Genomic DNA, 15608 nt, shown 5'->3' on the forward strand with positions numbered 1-15608 from the left:
AAAGGAAGGATAGAGAGGGGTGTCGGTCCACAGCTCCTGGCCGTACCCGAGGTCAGGGGAGAGGCCGCTGGTCAGTGACAGGGATCCGAAACTGGTCGTGGTGGCGGCCATATCCCCGCCAAACCCGTGCGCCGGAGCGGCAGCGTTCAGGCCAAGCCTCTGCGCCGGAGCGGCAGCGTTCAGGCCGGGCGCCTGGCCGGGGCGCGCGCTCAACACCGCTCTCCACGCCGTCTCCCACTCCTCGGCATCGCCCTCGAGGTCCTGACCGTCCGTGGTGGCGGCCATATCCCCGCCAAGCCCCTGCGCCGGAGCGGCAGCGTTCAGGCCGGGCGCCTGGCCGGGGCGCGCGCTCAACACCGCTCTCCACGCCGTCTCCCACTCCTCGGCATCGCCGTCGAGGTCCTGCAACCCGGTCACCGGATCCGCACCCGGCTGCCCGTAGCCGACATCACCCCCGTACCCAAGACCGCCATGAGCATCGCCGCCGCCCGGCCATCCCTGCCCCTCGAACGGGCCCCGCCCCGGTGCCCCCGCGCCAGGAGCAGCCGCCAGAGGAGTCACACCCGTCCCCCAGCCCGACGAATAGGTTCCGGCACCGCCCGAGTAGGTTCCGGCACTGCCCGAGAAAAGCTGACCGGCCGCCAGGATGCTCATGTCGGCGTCATCGTCGGTGTCATCGTCGGTGTCATCGTCGGTGTCATCGTCATCGTCGGCCAGCGCCGAGGGGACGAACGGGACGGAGGTCCAGGCGGATACGGGTACGGGGGCGGGATTCTCGGAGGGGGCGTGAGCGGACGGTACAGCGTCCACTCCGAATTCTCCGGCGCGTACCGCGTCCAGGAAGGAATCACGCAACTGTACGGCTACCTCGTATTCCCCCTCACTCACCTGCCCCTTGCGCATCTTCCCCTTGGTGAGCGCCGTCCGAACGTAGTCACTGCTGAGGTCGAGTGAGGTATCAGCGATGAATGTGGGAACCCTCGACTCCGCCGACGGTCCGGCGGACGGCTGCACCATATCCAGCCTTACCACCTGCGGAATCTTGCCCCTCAGCCCGGCCGATTTCGGATGCACCGCAACCTTCAAACCCGTCGGCGGCACCGTCGGCCAGTCCGTATTCAACTGCCAGTAGCCGGCATACAGCTCCTTCGCTTTATACTTCGCCGCCTCCTTCCGCCAGTGGCGCTGGTCCCTCTTTTTCTCCGCCTGCTGATTGCGGTATTCCGGGTTCTCCTTCTCCCTCTCCTCCTTCCGCGTTCGCTGCTTCCTGGCCTGATCCTTGAGGAAGTTCGGGTCCTTCCTCCGCTCCTCCATCCGATCCCGGTCCCAGTCCCGCTTCCGCTGCTTTGCCTCTTCGCTTTTTCTCGGCATTAGGTTTGCGTCCAATCGATCTGGGGACGAGCCGTGACGTCACTGTCAACGGCGTGTGCCGTCATCTGGTTCACCGCAGTCGGCGGCGTTTCCTGTTTCTTCGACACCCCCCCCCGGGCCTTCCGCCGCCCCCCCCGACGTGATCCATCCGCCCGGCGGCTCAACGGTGCCGTCCCCGATATCGCGGCCGCCCACCGGGGCCTCGAAGGAACCGAAGCCGTCCTCCGTCCGCGAGCCCTCACCGCCGACAACGACCTCGACGCCTACCAGGCCTACTGCACCGCACCCGAGCACCAACGGTTCCACACCAGCCCCGACCAGACCGAACCCACACCGACCGCCTGATCGTGACCGTCACTTCAGAAGAGTCCTTCTGTAACTCCCGTCACGCCTGGCGGCGTGAAAATCGGTGCGCGGAGCGTCGAACCGGGTGTGCGTGCTTCTCACCGCCGTGTCGTTCGTGGAGCGCAAGCCGCGATCGTGGGTACGGAGGCTGTCCGTCCACGTCGATGCGGTTTGGGCCTGCGTGCCCGAAGAAGAGTCTGGCGCGGGAGCCAGCCAGGGGCTACCGACTGTTGCCACGTGCACGCCGTTCAGCCTTGCAGTTCCCCTCCGGCTTCCCGGGCAGTCTCCACCCCATGGGAGCTCAAGGCCGGAGGAACTGTGGACGAGCCGCGCGAGGAACTGCGGGACGCGCAGATCAAACTCTCGTCGGTGGCCACCGACCCGTTCGGTCTTTCGGGACGGGCGATGACGGAGGCGCTCATCGCGGGCGAGCGCAACCCCCGGACCCTGGCCAACCTCGCTCGAGGCCGGCTGACCACCCAGCACGACGCCCTGGTGGAAGCCCTGACCGGGCAGTTCGATGACCACCACGCCCGGCTGCTGCGGCTCCTGCTGACCACGGTCGACCACCTCACCGCGCAGATCACCGTGCTCGACCAGGACATCGCCACGACGCTCGCGGACCTGCCGCACCCCGGAACGACGCGCCGGACAACTCGTCGTCACCCGCTGCTGTGTCGTTCGGTGACGGCCTGCTGGCCCGCCTGGACGAGATCCCCGGCGTCGGCCCGACCGCCGCGCGGGTCATCCTGGCAGAGACCGGCCCCGACATGAGCGTCTTCCCCACCCCCGCCCACCTCGCCTCGTGGGCGAAACCATCCCCCCGCACCATCCAATCCGGGGCCAAGAGCACCACCGGGCCCGCAGACAAAGGAAACCCCTGGCTCAAAGGTGCCCTGGGCGAAGCGGCCAGCGCCGCCACCCGGACCGACACCTTCCCCGGCGCCCGCTACCGGCGCCTGGTCAAACGACGAGGCCACGCCAAAGCCCTGGTCGCGGTCGCCCGTTCGATCCTCGTCATTGTCTGGCACCTCATCGACGACCCGCACGCCCGCTACCAGGAACTCGGCTCCGACTGGCATCAGCGACACCTCAATCCACGGCGCAAGACCCGAGACCTCGTCCGTCAACTTGAACACCTCGGCCACCGAGTCACTCTCACCACCGACACCGCCTGAACACCCGTTACAGCTCTGTCCGGGACGGCTCCGCCGCCCGGACGCTACCGCCTGCCCATCGAACCGTTGATTTTCCGTTCAGCCGCACCCATACGTGTTCGGGATCCAGCCGACCGGTTCAACCGATACCCGCCCGGACATTCCCCTTCCCTTCGACTCCGCCGCCCCGCAGACGACCACACGGTCGGCGCCCGAGAAGCGCGGGGAGCCCAAGCCTCACAGGCAGTGAAGTCGGGGGGCTAGCGTGCGGCCTGCGGTTCCAGGACCGCGTAGTCCGTGAAGCTGCGCCGGTAGCGGTGGTGTCGCGTGGCCTGGGTGTGCCGGCGCTGCCACTCCTCCACGGCGGCGGGGGAGCCGCACCGGCCTGACGTCGCCCCGCAGTCCGCCTCCTCCCCGGACACGCAGTACGCCTCGTACTCCGGCTCGGCCGTGTCGTCCTGCGCGATCAGGTACGGCACGAAACGGAAGACGCGGCGCGGGCGGGGGCCCCAGTGGTCCCGGCGCAGGTGTCGGCGGAGGAGTACGATCGCGTCCGTCGCCGCGCTCGCGTCCGACCGCGCCCCGGCGTCCGCGCGCCGCGCGTCGAACTCCGCGCAGGCGGCACAGCCTGGGACCGGACCGGCGGCCGGGGTGTCCGGAGCGGGGAGACCCGGGCCGCTGGAACGGCGGTTGGCCGCCCGCACCTCCGCGCTCAGCCGTTCCTCCGTGGTCGCCGGGCGGAGCGACTCCGGGCATGCCTCCCATTCCCGGCCGCCGCCCACGGGGCGCAGCAGCGCGTACGGGCCCGCGTTGCCGCGGTACTCGCCGACCTTGTCCGAACGGGGGTCGTAGACGACCGTTCCCGCCTCGATCCGACTCTCACTGTCCTCGTCCATGCGCTCTCCGTGCCACTTCGTGACTCTGGGTGTATCGAGCGTTGCGGACGGGAACGGTCGGTATCAATGCCTGGCGCGTGACACCGGGCACTTGTCACGGAGGGGGGCTTGGGACGGTGACCACCAACGCGGCCATTTTCGGGGAGCTGCTACGGCACTTCCGCGAGGCCGCGCTTCTGACGCAGGAGGCGCTGGCCAGACAGATCCCCTGCGACCGGTCCCTGGTGGCGCGCGTGGAGGCGGGGACACGGGTACCGCAGGACACGTTCGCGAAGAGGGCGGACGAAGTGCTGGGCACGGGCGGGGCGTTGGGGCGGCTGTGGGGGCTCGTCGACTGGTATCCCCAGGTGGAGCATCCGGATTGGTTCAGGCGCAGGGCCGAGATGGATGCGGAGGCGGTCGCGCTGCGTGAGTATCAAGTGCTGGTGGTGCCAGGTCTGTTGCAGACCGAGGACTACGCTCGCGCACTGCTTTCCCAGACCATGACCGGGACGGAGGTCGAGGAGAAGGTGCGGGCGCGACTGAGCCGACAGCAGCGCTTCATGGCCGACGGTGGTCCGTTGTACGCCGCTGTGCTGGACGAGAGTTGCCTGCGTCAGGTGGTGGGGGCGGCGGCCGTCATGCGTGACCAGTGCGCACACCTGGTCGCGGTCGGGCAGCGCTCCAACATCCGTATCCAACTGGCACCGGCCGACCGTCCGGGGGCCGTGCGGCCGACCACGTCAATGTCGTTGATCGAGCTGCCTGATGGGCGCCGGTGGGTGTACTCGGAATCGCTCAGCCAGGGCCATTTCGCCGACGATCCGGCAGTCTTCACCCGGCTGAGCCAGACCTATGATGTGCTCAGGGCCGACGCCCTGGCAGCCCCCGAGTCTGCCGCTTGGATCGGCGAGGCGATGAAAGGGTACGAGCGCACCCATGACCAGGCACGAACTCAGCGCAGCCAGGTGGATCAAGAGCAGCTACAGCGGCAACGACGGCGGCAACTGCATAGAAGTCGCCCCCGGTTTCCGCATCGCCGTCCCCGTTCGTGACAGCAAGAACCCCGACGGCCCCGTCATCGTCGTCGGCCGCTCTGCCTGGGCGGTCTTCGTGAAGGGAATCCGCAGCTGAACCGGGAAGAAGACCAGCGACTGGCCCGTATCACCCCCGACATCCTCCAGATCACCGTGGACCTGCTGCGCCGGGTCGCGGGGCTCTACCCCGCGGAAGCGGTCCCCGCCGAGGCGCTCAAGGTCGCCGACGAGGTCCTGGAGAAGTACGGCACGGACGGCCTGCGCCTGCTCGTCCTGGGGCTCACCAGCCGCGCGGCCGTGGCGATCGAGAGCGAGGCGCATGCGTCCGGCCGGCCTCTGGAGTCGCTGCTGGACGAGATGGAGCTGATCCGCCTGGAGGCGATCAACGGAGACGACGAGGACTGAGGCCGCGGTGCCCCGAAAGGGCAGACCAGCGGGCAACTTGTCGTATGGCGGCGGGAATTGGCCATTCGGCGGGGGCGCCGGTCCTATGCTGACCGGGTCTGTGGAGGCCGGTGGTGCGGGAGGGGTCGTGGCAGCTCTGGAGCCGGACGATCCGCGCTCCGTCGGGGAGTACCAGCTGCTGAGGCGGCTCGGCGCGGGCGGGATGGGCCGGGTCTACCTGGGGCGTTCGCCGGGTGGGCGGGCCGTCGCCGTGAAGGTCGTGCACGCCGAACTCGTCGCCGGACAGCCCGAGTTCAGATCCCGTTTCCGCCGTGAGGTGGAGGCCGCGCGCAAGGTCAGCGGTGCCTTCACCGCGCCGGTCGTGGACGCCGATCCGGACGCCCAGCTGCCGTGGCTGGTCACCAGTTATATCGCCGGGCCCTCGTTGCAGGAGGCGGTGAACGAGCGGGGGCCGTTGTCCGCCGACGGCGTGTTCGCGCTCGCGGGCGGGCTGGCCGAGGCGCTCACCTCCATCCACGCGGCCCAGCTGGTCCACCGCGATCTCAAGCCGTCGAACGTGCTGCTCGCCGAGGACGGTCCGCGGGTCATCGACTTCGGCATCGCCCGCAGCGTCGAGTCGGTCACCATCACCCGGGCGGGGCTGATGGTCGGCTCGCCCGGGTTCATGTCGCCGGAGCAGGTCGCGGGCGGTGAGGTGACCGGCGCGAGCGACGTGTTCTCGCTGGGCGCGGTCCTCGCGTATGCCGCCACCGGGGGCAATCCCTTCGGGAACGGGCCCACCCCGGCCCTGCTCTACCGGGTCGTCCACGACGAGCCCGACATCAGTGCCGTCACCGACCACGCCCTCGCCGCTCTCATCGCCGACTGTCTCGCCAAGGACCCGGCCCGGCGGCCCACCCCGCGCGAGATCCTGACCCGTATCGGCCCCGCGCCCGACGCCACCACCCTCCTCCCGCGCTCCGCCGCGGATCCCAGGGTCCCGGCTCCCCGGGTCGACCTGGCACAGGACGAGGAGCGGGATCAGGGGCAGGATCAGGCGCAGGCGGTGGCGCAACCCGTCGACCCGACCCGTCCGTTCACCCGACTCGACGCGGCGCAGCAGCAGGTGCCGTACGGGATGAGCCCCGGGACGGGACCCGCGACGAGGCCCGAGACGAGATCGGGCACGAGTCGCCGTACCTTCCTCGTCTCCGGGGGCGTGCTCGCCGCCGCCGCGGTCGCGGCCGTGCCGGTCGCGCACTTCGTCAACCGGGGCGGGGGCGTGAAGTCCGGCGCGGGCTCCGCCGGGAGCGTCACCGTTCCCTCGCCGCTCGACGCCTGGTCGCTGGACGAGACCTCCGGGACGGTGGCCGCCGACGACACCGGGCAGTACCCCGGCACGGCGACCGCGGTGGGCTGGGGGCGGGGCAAGGACGGGGCCGCCCTCTTCGACGGCGCTTCCAGCCGGATCGTGACCCAGGGGCAGGTGCTCAAGACCGGCAAGGGGCACAGCTTCACCGTGTCGGCGTGGGTGAGCCTGAGCGCGCGGCCGGCGTTCTTCGCCACCGCCGTCAGCCAGGACGCCGGTGACGTCAGCGGCTTCTACCTCCAGTACTCGGCCGCCGAGAACCGCTGGGCCTTCGCCCGCCCCGGTGTGCGCGCCCTGTCGTACACCGTCCCGGAACCCGGCATCTGGGCCCACCTGGTCGGCGTCTGCGACGCACGGCGTGGCCAACTCCTGTTGTACGTCGGCGGAGTTCAGGAAGCCCGGATCAATGACAGCAACCCTGTCGCCGCCTACGGCGCGCTGGCCATCGGCCGCGCCACCGACAGCAACGGCCCCTCCGACTGGTTCACCGGGTCCATCAAGCAAGTGCAGGTGTTCCAGCGGGCGTTGACCGCGAAGCAGGTCGGACTGCTGCTCTAGGGGGGCGGGTCACTCGACCAGCGACTGGGTGCCGAGCACGATGGCGAGTGCCAGGCGGTCGGCGTCCTCGGTGCCGGGCTCGGCCGTGTAGACCGAGATACGCAGATCGTCGCCGACGACGAAGAGCGTGTCGCAGTCGAGGGTGATCCGGCCGACCGCGGGGTGGTCGACGACCTTCCGCTTCGAGTTGTCCGGGGACGGAGGCGGGACGTCGGAGTCCCAGAGCGCGGCGAACCGCGGGCTCAGCTCCCTGAGTTCGCCGACCAGCCGGCGCAGGGTCCGGTCGGCGGGGTACCGGGAGGCGGTCAGCCGCAGATCGGCGACGAGCCGTGCCTCGTGGTCGGCCTGCGCCTGCGGGGTGTGCACCACACGGGAGTCGGGGCCGAGGAGGTTGCGCCAGACGGCGTTGCGTTCGATCCCGCGCCAGGACGACGTCTCGCCCATGAGCGCGTCGAACGGCGCGTTGGCGAGGACCAGCGTCCAGGTGGCGTCGTACACGACGACCGGGGTGTACGACAGCCGGTCGAGCAGCCGCTGCACACTCGGGGTGACACGCGACGGGACGACGTCGGGCCCGGGCGTGGTGTGCCCGGCCAGCCGGAAGAGCAGGTCACGCTCCGAGTCGGACAGGCGCAGCGCCTGCGCGAGGGCCTCCACCACCTGCGCCGAGGGCGCGGTCGACCTCCCCTGCTCCAGCCGGGTCAGATAGTCCGTCGAGATCCCGGCGAGCTGGGCCAGCTCCTCGCGCCGGAGCCCGCTCGCCCGGCGGCGCGGGCCGGCCGGGACGCCGACGGCCTCCGGCGGAACCCGGTCGCGCCGGCGGCGCACCATCCGGCCGAACTCCCATGTGTCCACAGGTCCAGTGTGCGGGCCGGCGCGGCCCTTGTCCTGGCCCCGCCAGTCCTACGACAGGGCAGTCCTGCGACGGGGGAGTCCTAGGACAAGGGGACGGCTGGCCGGCCGTCCCGCGTGCTCCGAGGCTCGGAGCATGACCACCACGGACAGCGGAACCGTACTCATCACCGGCCCGACCCGCGGCCTGGGCCGGAGCGCCACCCTCGCCATGGCCGGCCGCCCGGACGGCGCCCGCCCCGACCTGCTGCTGGTGGGCCGGGGCGGACCGGCACTCACCGAGGTCGCCGACGCGGCCCGGGCGCTCGGCGCGAACGTCCGCGCGATCGGCTGCGACCTGTCCCGGCTCGCCGACGTACGGGCCGCCGCCGAGACCGCGCGGGACCTCCTCGGCACCGGAGCGGTACGGCCGCTGCGCGCGCTGATCGCCAACGCCGGCACCATGTCGGCCGACACCCGCGTCGCCTCCGCCGACGGCTACGAGCTGACCTTCGCCGTGAACCACCTCGCCCACGCCCGGCTCATCGGCGACCTGCTCGGCTCCCTCGCCGCGCCCGCCCGGATCGTGCTGCTCGGCTCGAACACCTACCACGCCAACGTCCCCCGGCGGATCCTCGGCGTGCCCGGCGCGGAGTGGCGGGACCCGCTGGAGATCGCCCGGCCCGCGCCCGCGGAGCAGAAACCGGGCCTCAAGTCCTCCGGTGTCGCCTACTCCAACGCCAAACTGGCGATCCTGTACTACGCCCACGAACTCCAGCGCCAGGCCGGACCCGGCATCAACGTCTCGGTGTACGAGCCCGGCTGGATGCCCGGTACCGCGCTGGGCCGGGACGCACCCGCGGCCTTCCGGGCGATCGGGCGGGGGCTGGCCCGGCTGCCCGGGGTGGCCACCGCGGAAGGCTCCGGACCGAAGCTGGCCTCGGTCGCCCTCGACGACGCGTGGGCGCACCTGCGCGACGGCGCGTTCGTCGTCGTCGACCAGGAGCGGGAGGTACGGCCCGTGGCCCGGGACCGGGAGCGGGAACGGCGGCTGTGGGCCGCCACCGCCGAACTCCTCGACCGGGCGGGCACGCGCACATGAGCCGGTGTCAGTCGGTGCGCGGATCGTCCGGCTTCAGGGACTTCAGGAACTCCGGGTTGTCGTCCGGCGCGACCCACCGCTCCCGCCGCACGCGCGGGCGGCCCGCGACCAGCCAGGCCACCGGGCCGATCAGGACCTCGCCGAAGAGCAGGATGACGAACACCCACGCCAGCTTCGGCAGGGCGCGGACCTCGCCCTCGGGGGTGTTGAGGCAGTCCACGAAGGCGTAGATCCACAGGGCGAGGACCAGCAGGTAAGGCAGATACCTGAGCATGGCGGCCAGGGTAGCGGGTGGCTGAAGCCCGTGGCGGGGGCGCGGGCATGATGGTGTGCCTCGATCGGGAGGGGGATCAGTGGGGATACGCGGGTTGTCTCGTAGGGGCTGGGCCGCGACGGGCGTCTCGGTGGCCGCGCTGGTGGCCGGGGGCGGGCTGGTCGCCGGTGAGCTGGACTCGCCGGTGTTCGGGCTGGCGCAGGGGCCGTACGCGAAGGACCCGGCGTGCGCCCGGCTCGCCGACCGCTACCCCGACCGCCTCGACGGCGACACCCGTGACCTGGTCAGCTTCCAGGGCCTCGCGGTGTGGGGCCACGGCGAGGTGGAGCTGCGCTGCGGCGTGACCCCGCCCGCGCCGACGACGGACGCGTGCGTGAGCGTCGACGGGGTGGACTGGGTGTGGCGGGAGACGGCGGCGAACGGCCGTAGGACGCTGGTCACCTACGGCCGCAGCCCGGCCGTGGAGGTCTCGGTCGCGGACTCGGTCTCGCACCTGGACGCGGTGCTGCTGGACCTGAGCCACCTCGTGGCACCCATCAAGAAGGGTGCCAAGTGCCTTGAGAGCAGCGGGAGTTAGCCGGTCTTCTCGGCCAGCAGCGGGCGGGTGACGGCGCGGACCTGGGTCTCCGTCAGGGGGCTCACGTACTTCGCCGCGATCCTCCCGTCCCGGTCGATGAAGAGGGTGTACGGCAGCGCCGGTGCCCGGTAGCCCCGGGGCAGCCGCAGGAGCTGACGGCCGGCGGGGTCGTGCAGGCTCGGGTAGGCCAGCTTGTGCTCGTCCTGGAACGCCCGCCCCTTCCCGCGCTCGGCATCCGTGTCCACCCCGAGCACCTGGACCCCCTTGGCGGCCAACTCCCGCTGCACCGAAGACAGTTCGGGCGCCTCGGCCCGGCAGGGCCCGCACCAGGACGCCCAGACGTTCAGGACGACGACCTTGCCCCGGTAGTCGGCGAGACGGACCGTCCGGCCGTCCAGATCGCTGCCCGACAGGTCGGGCGCCGCCTTCCGGTCCGCGGCCGCCACCCGGACCAGCGGGGAGACGGGGGAGCCGCCGGTCTCCTGCCGTGGCGCACAGGCGGCGAGAGGGACCGCGAGGGACGACGTGAGCAGCAGGGCGAGCAGCGGTAACCGGCGGTGAGGTGTCACGGCCGACGAGTATCGCAGGGGGCGGTGACCGGGCCCGGACCCCGGGTGGCCGATACTGGGACACATGGCTTACGACGATCTTCGCTCCCTGCTCAGGGCACTGGAGCGCGAGGGAGACCTCAAGCGTGTCAAGGCCGAGGTCGACCCGTATCTGGAGGTCGGGGAGATCGTCGACCGGGTCCAGAAGTCCGGCGGACCGGCGCTGCTCTTCGAGAACGTGAAGGGGACGTCGATGCCCCTCGCGATGAACGTGTTCGGCACCGACCGGCGGCTCCTCAAGGCCCTGGGCCTGAAGTCGTACGGCGAGATCTCCGAGAAGATCGGCGGGCTGCTGCGCCCCGAGCTGCCGCACGGCTTCGTCGGGGTGCGCGAGGCGTTCGGCAAGCTCGGCGCGATGGCGCACGTGCCGCCGAAGAAGGTGAAGTCCGACAACGCCCCCGTCCAGGAAGTCGTCCTGCACGGCGACGAGGTCGACCTGGAGCAGCTCCCGGCCCTCTTCACCTGGCCGCAGGACGGCGGCTCCTTCTTCAACCTGGGGCTGACCCACACCAAGGACCCCGAGACCGGCATCCGCAACCTCGGCCTCTACCGGCTCCAGCGCCACGACCGGCGCACCATCGGCATGCACTGGCAGATCCACAAGGACAGCCGCAACCACTACCAGGTGGCGGCGCGGCGCGGGGAACGCCTCCCGGTCGCCATCGCCTTCGGCTGCCCGCCCGCCGTGACGTACGCCTCCACGGCCCCCCTTCCCGGCGACATCGACGAGTACCTCTTCGCCGGGTTCATCGCGGGCAAGCGGACCGAGACGGTCGACTGCAAGACCGTCCCGCTCCAGGTCCCGGCGAACGCCGAGGTCGTCCTGGAGGGCTGGCTGGAGCCGGGCGAGATGCTCCCGGAGGGCCCCTTCGGCGACCACACGGGCTTCTACACCCCGCAGGAGCCCTTCCCCGCCCTGAAGATCGACTGCGTGACGATGCGCCGCCGTCCGCTCCTCCAGTCGATCGTCGTGGGCCGCCCCCCGACGGAGGACGGCCCCCTCGGCCGCGCCACGGAACGCTTCTTCCTCCCGCTCCTGAAGATCATCGTCCCGGACATCGTGGACTACCACCTCCCCGAGGCCGGCGGTTTCCACAACTGTGCGATCGTCTCGATCGACAAGAAGTACCCGAAGCACGCGCAGAAGGTCATGCACGCGGTCTGGGGGGCGCACATGATGTCGCTCACCAAGCTGATCGTGGTCGTCGACTCCGACTGCGACGTCCACGACCTGCACGAGGTCGCCTGGCGGGCCCTCGGCAACACCGACTACGCCCGCGACCTGAGCATCGTCGAAGGCCCGGTCGACCACCTCGACCACGCCTCCTACCAGCAGTTCTGGGGCGGCAAGGCGGGCATCGACGCGACGAGGAAGTGGCCCGAGGAGGGCTACACCAGGGACGGCGGCTGGCCGGACATGGTCCTGTCGGACCCGGATACGGCGGCCCTCGTGGACCGCCGCTGGAAGGAGTACGGCCTGTGAGCTCCGCCTCCGCAGCCCTCCCGCAGCCGGGACGGACGAAAGCCTTCCTGCGCCTGGTGATGATCGAGCACTCGGTCTTCGCCCTGCCCTTCGCGTACATCGCCGCGCTCACCGCGATGTTCGAGCTGGACCGGAACATCCACTGGGGCCGGCTGCTCCTGGTCACCATCTGCATGGTCGGCCTGCGTACCTTCGCGATGGCCGTGAACCGGATCATCGACCGCGAGATCGACGCCCGGAACCCGCGCACGGCCCACCGCGAGCTGGTCACCGGCGCGATGAGCGTGAAGCACGCCTGGACCGGGGCGCTGATCGCGGTGGCGGTCTTCCTCGGCTCGGCGGCCCTGCTCAACCCGCTCTGCCTGGCCCTCGCCCCGGTCGCCGTGATCCCGATGGTGGTCTACCCCTACGGCAAGCGGTTCACGAACTTCCCCCAGGCCATCCTCGGCCTCGCCCAGGCCATGGGCCCCGTCGGCGGCTGGCTGGCGATCACCGGCGAGTGGTCCTGGGACGCGGTGGTCCTCGGCCTCGCCGTCGGCATCTGGATCGGCGGCTTCGACCTGATCTACGCCTGCCAGGACGTCGAGACCGACCGTGAGATCGGCGTGATGTCGGTACCGGCCCGCTTCGGCATCCCGGCGGCGATCTGGGGCGCGAGGGTGTGCCACGCGGTGACGACGGCGCTGTTCGTCTGGTACGCCGTGATGACGCACGCCGGCGCGTTCTTCTGGCTGGGCCTGCTGATCGTGGCCGGCGCGTTCGTCTACGAGCACACGATCGTCCGCCCCCACGACCTCTCCCGCCTCAACCGCGCGTTCTTCTCGACGAACGGTTTCATCGGCATCAGCCTCTTCGTCTGCGCCCTGATCGACCTGCTGGTGCGAGGGCTCACCGCGTAGCCCCTTCGAGTGGCGGCGGGCGAACGGCCGATCCCGCCGTCCACCACGGGCTACGTTGTACGACGTCCCCGCCGCGGCGGGGACGATCCGAGGGCCCGCTCAAGAGGGGACCGTGCCCTGGCTGCCGCCCCGTCCTGAACACGATGGGGCGCGCCGGTACGCTCGTGGTGTGAACGCAGGAGAAACGCAGCGCGTGCCTTGGATCGTGGGGGTGTCCGGGGCGTCCGGTACGCCGTATGCCGCCGCTGTGCTGCGTGCCCTGCTGGCCGCCGGGGAGAGCGTCGACCTGGTGGTCTCCCGGGCCTCGCGGCTCACCCTGCTGGACGAGACCGGGATCTCCTTCCGGGACGCGCACTGGCGGGACGACCTGGGGGAATGGCTGGCCCGGGGCGCCGACGGCAAGCCCGGCACCTTCGAGACCGACCTGACGGGGGTGCGGTACTGGAGCGCTGGGGACCTGGCCGCCGGGCCGTCCTCGGGGTCGTACCCGGCCAAGGGCATGCTGATCGTGCCGGCGTCCACCGCCGCCGTCGCCGGGGTCGCGCTCGGGCTCTCCAAGGACCTGCTCCAGCGGGCGGCCAGTGTCACCCTCAAGGAGCGCCGGCCGCTCGTCGTCGCCGTCCGCGAGACCCCCCTCAACGGCCAGACGCTGCGCCATCTGGTCACCCTCGACGACCTGGGGGCGGTCGTCGTCCCCACCTCGCCGGCGTTCTACGCGGGCGCCACGCACATCCAGGACCTGGTCGACTTCGTCGCCGGACGCGTACTGGACGCGGGGGGCGTCCGGCACCGGCTCTACCGCCGCTGGGAGGGCGACCTCGGCGGCGGCGCAGGCAAGTAGCAGTACCCGGCACCACCTCTGCAGTACCTCTCATCTACTTCGGGAAATTTCAGCGGAAGGCTTCGATCGCATGGACGCCGTGGACAGGCAGCTCATCCAGGCCCTGAGGGAGAACGGCCGGGCCTCGTACGCGGAGCTGGGGCGCCTCGTCGGACTGTCGGGACCCAGCGTCACCGACCGCATCAACCGGCTGGAGGCGGCCGGGGTCATCACCGGCTACCGCGCGACCGTCAACGCGGCCTCGCTCGGCCTCGGTGTCACCGCCCTGATCGGTATCTCCCTCTCCGACGCGGCCGACCACGAGGACGTGGCCCAGCGGCTGCGGGACCTGCCGGAGATCGAGGACTGCTGGTTCATCGCCGGCGACGACTCCTTCATGCTCAAGGTGCGCTCGACGGACGTCGACGGTCTGGAGAAGACCATCCGGCGGCTGTCCGGCACGAAGGGCGTCTCCCGCACCCGTACCACGATCGTGCTGTCCACGAAGTGGGAGAACCGGGTGGGGGAACTTCCCGAAGAGGTCTAGGCCCGAAGGGCCGTATGGGGGCACCGCCCGCCCGAAGGGTGGGGGAGTACCGTTGGGCGGGTTGTCGTAGAGAGGGTTGAGGCATGGACGTCGGGCTCAAGCGTGAGCTGGAGGAGAAGGTCCGCTCCGGTGAGCGGCTGTCCCGCGAGGACGGCATCGCGCTGTACGAGTCGGACGACCTGGCCTGGCTCGGCGGCCTCGCCCACGAGGTGCGGACGCGGAAGAACGGCGACGTCGTCCACTTCAACGTCAACCGCCACCTCAACATGACGAACGTGTGCACCGCGTCCTGCGCGTACTGCTCGTTCCAGCGCAAGCCGGGCGAGAAGGACGCGTACACGATGCGCATCGAGGAGGCGGTGAAGCTCGCCAAGGCGATGGAGGGCGACAACCTCACCGAGCTCCACATCGTCAACGGCCTGCACCCGAACCTGCCGTGGCGCTACTACCCGCGGTCGCTGCGCGAGCTGAAGGCCGCCCTCCCGAACGTCTCCCTGAAGGCCTTCACGGCCACGGAGATCCACCACTTCGAGACGATCTCCGGGCTGTCGGCGTCGGAGATCCTCGACGAGCTGATCGACGCGGGTCTGGAGTCCCTGACCGGCGGCGGCGCGGAGATCTTCGACTGGGAGGTCCGCCGGCACATCGTGGACCACCGCACCCACTGGGAGGACTGGTCCCGGATCCACCGCCTGGCGCACGAGAAGGGCCTCAAGACGCCCTGCACGATGCTCTACGGCCACATCGAGGAGCCGCGCCACCGCGTCGACCACGTCCTGCGCCTGCGTGAGCTCCAGGACGAGACGAACGGCTTCCAGGTCTTCATCCCGCTGCGCTACCAGCACGACTTCGTGGACATGAAGGACGGCAAGGTCAGGAACCGCCTCCAGGCCCGTACCCAGATGGCGACCGGCGCGGAGGCCCTCAAGACCTTCGCGGTGTCCCGGTTGCTGTTCGACAACGTCCCGCACGTGAAGGTCTTCTGGGTCATGCACGGCGTCCAGACGGCCCAGCTGGCGCTCCAGCACGGCGCCGACGACATGGACGGCTCGGTGGTCGAGTACAAGATCACCCACGACGCGGACAACTACGGCACGCCGAACAAGCTGACCCGCGAGGACCTGCTCGACCTGATCCGCGACGCGGGCTTCCGCCCGGTGGAGCGGAACACGCGGTACGAGATCATCCGCGAGTACGACGGCCCGGACCCGGAACGCCGGGAGTCCCCGCAGCCGATGCGGGTGTGATCGAGCCGACGGTGCGTTGTCGGGTGCGGGTGCGTGGGGGCCGTTCGCGCAGTTCCCCGCGCCCCTAAAAGCAGGGGCGCTGTGGTGCGCCCCTTCAGGGGCGCGGGGAACTGCGCGACAAGCC

Annotated in this window: 18 protein-coding genes and 1 pseudogene; 14 read left to right on the plus strand and 5 right to left on the minus strand. The window is 70.8% G+C overall.

The features are described 5' to 3' along the window. Positions 1–1314 (minus strand): annotated as a pseudogene (locus AB0D85_RS00005) (hypothetical protein); the annotation flags it as partial. A 90-nt stretch (positions 1315–1404) separates the two neighbouring features. On the opposite strand from AB0D85_RS00005, the gene AB0D85_RS00010 reads away from it, so the two are divergent. The 3 genes from AB0D85_RS00010 (at position 1405) to AB0D85_RS00020 (ending at position 2894) form a co-directional block, all read left to right on the plus strand. Next, positions 1405–1716, plus strand: coding sequence for a hypothetical protein (locus AB0D85_RS00010; protein WP_362311811.1), 312 nt, complete (start codon positions 1405–1407; stop codon positions 1714–1716). Positions 1717–2034: 318 nt separating this feature from the next. After that, positions 2035–2490, plus strand: coding sequence for a hypothetical protein (locus tag AB0D85_RS00015; RefSeq protein WP_362311813.1), 456 nt, complete (start codon positions 2035–2037; stop codon positions 2488–2490). After that, entirely contained in the window at positions 2391–2894 is a 504-nt protein-coding gene (locus tag AB0D85_RS00020; RefSeq protein ID WP_362311815.1) for a transposase, read from the plus strand. Before AB0D85_RS00015 ends, AB0D85_RS00020 begins: the two co-directional genes overlap by 100 nt. Before the next feature lie 239 nt (positions 2895–3133). Here AB0D85_RS00020 and AB0D85_RS00025 read toward each other — a convergent pair whose 3' ends face one another. Continuing rightward, positions 3134–3769, minus strand: a complete 636-nt coding sequence (locus AB0D85_RS00025) for a hypothetical protein (RefSeq protein WP_362311817.1) — start codon at positions 3767–3769, stop codon at positions 3134–3136. A gap of 116 nt (positions 3770–3885) precedes the next feature. On the opposite strand from AB0D85_RS00025, the gene AB0D85_RS00030 reads away from it, so the two are divergent. The 4 genes from AB0D85_RS00030 to AB0D85_RS00045 all read left to right on the plus strand — a co-directional run bounded on the left by AB0D85_RS00030 (position 3886) and on the right by AB0D85_RS00045 (position 7096). Then, positions 3886–4803: a helix-turn-helix transcriptional regulator gene (locus AB0D85_RS00030; protein ID WP_362311819.1), complete on the plus strand. Its 918-nt coding sequence runs from the start codon at positions 3886–3888 to the stop codon at positions 4801–4803. Continuing rightward, positions 4760–4882, plus strand: a complete 123-nt coding sequence (locus AB0D85_RS00035) for a DUF397 domain-containing protein (RefSeq protein ID WP_362313377.1) — start codon at positions 4760–4762, stop codon at positions 4880–4882. Before AB0D85_RS00030 ends, AB0D85_RS00035 begins: the two co-directional genes overlap by 44 nt. A 56-nt stretch (positions 4883–4938) precedes the next feature. Beyond that, entirely contained in the window at positions 4939–5190 is a 252-nt protein-coding gene (locus AB0D85_RS00040; protein WP_362311820.1) for a hypothetical protein, read from the plus strand. 127 nt (positions 5191–5317) lie between these two features. Beyond that, on the plus strand, positions 5318–7096 hold the full coding sequence (locus AB0D85_RS00045) for a protein kinase (protein ID WP_362311822.1): 1779 nt from the start codon (positions 5318–5320) through the stop codon (positions 7094–7096). 9 nt (positions 7097–7105) lie between these two features. Here AB0D85_RS00045 and AB0D85_RS00050 read toward each other — a convergent pair whose 3' ends face one another. After that, entirely contained in the window at positions 7106–7951 is an 846-nt protein-coding gene (locus AB0D85_RS00050; protein WP_362311824.1) for a helix-turn-helix transcriptional regulator, read from the minus strand. Between the two features lie 133 nt (positions 7952–8084). Here AB0D85_RS00050 and AB0D85_RS00055 point away from each other — a divergent pair, with 133 nt between their 5' ends. Then, a complete protein-coding gene (locus tag AB0D85_RS00055; RefSeq protein ID WP_362311825.1) occupies positions 8085–9029 on the plus strand; it encodes an SDR family NAD(P)-dependent oxidoreductase in 945 nt (314 codons plus the stop codon). A gap of 7 nt (positions 9030–9036) precedes the next feature. Here AB0D85_RS00055 and AB0D85_RS00060 read toward each other — a convergent pair whose 3' ends face one another. Further along, positions 9037–9303, minus strand: a complete 267-nt coding sequence (locus AB0D85_RS00060) for a PLD nuclease N-terminal domain-containing protein (RefSeq protein ID WP_362311827.1) — start codon at positions 9301–9303, stop codon at positions 9037–9039. Between the two features lie 94 nt (positions 9304–9397). Between AB0D85_RS00060 and AB0D85_RS00065 the strand changes: the two genes are divergently transcribed. Further along, positions 9398–9880 carry a DUF3515 family protein gene (locus AB0D85_RS00065; protein WP_362311828.1) on the plus strand — a complete coding sequence of 161 codons (483 nt, stop codon included), beginning with the start codon at positions 9398–9400 and terminating at the stop codon, positions 9878–9880. Here AB0D85_RS00065 and AB0D85_RS00070 read toward each other — a convergent pair. Then, positions 9877–10449: a TlpA disulfide reductase family protein gene (locus AB0D85_RS00070; protein ID WP_362311830.1), complete on the minus strand. Its 573-nt coding sequence runs from the start codon at positions 10447–10449 to the stop codon at positions 9877–9879. The two genes, AB0D85_RS00065 and AB0D85_RS00070, sit on opposite strands and share 4 nt — an antisense overlap. Before the next feature lie 64 nt (positions 10450–10513). On the opposite strand from AB0D85_RS00070, the gene AB0D85_RS00075 reads away from it, so the two are divergent. From AB0D85_RS00075 to mqnE, 5 genes are all read left to right on the plus strand, one after another. Beyond that, on the plus strand, positions 10514–11971 hold the full coding sequence (locus AB0D85_RS00075) for a menaquinone biosynthesis decarboxylase (protein WP_362311832.1): 1458 nt from the start codon (positions 10514–10516) through the stop codon (positions 11969–11971). After that, the gene (mqnP, locus tag AB0D85_RS00080) at positions 11968–12870 is read left to right on the plus strand and encodes a menaquinone biosynthesis prenyltransferase MqnP (protein ID WP_362311834.1); all 903 of its coding nucleotides are present in this window, start codon (positions 11968–11970) and stop codon (positions 12868–12870) included. Before AB0D85_RS00075 ends, mqnP begins: the two co-directional genes overlap by 4 nt. Before the next feature lie 193 nt (positions 12871–13063). After that, a complete protein-coding gene (locus AB0D85_RS00085; RefSeq protein WP_362311836.1) occupies positions 13064–13711 on the plus strand; it encodes a UbiX family flavin prenyltransferase in 648 nt (215 codons plus the stop codon). Positions 13712–13781: 70 nt separating this feature from the next. After that, complete coding sequence (locus AB0D85_RS00090) at positions 13782–14237, plus strand: Lrp/AsnC family transcriptional regulator (RefSeq protein ID WP_030640941.1); 456 nt, start codon at positions 13782–13784, stop codon at positions 14235–14237. An 83-nt stretch (positions 14238–14320) separates the two neighbouring features. Continuing rightward, positions 14321–15484 (plus strand): aminofutalosine synthase MqnE, encoded by a 1164-nt coding sequence (gene mqnE / locus AB0D85_RS00095; protein ID WP_362311838.1) that lies wholly within the window; start codon positions 14321–14323, stop codon positions 15482–15484. Positions 15485–15608 lie beyond the last annotated feature (124 nt).

This window comes from Streptomyces sp. NPDC048277 (genome assembly GCF_040652235.1).
In the GTDB taxonomy this organism is placed as follows: Bacteria; Actinomycetota; Actinomycetes; order Streptomycetales; family Streptomycetaceae; genus Streptomyces.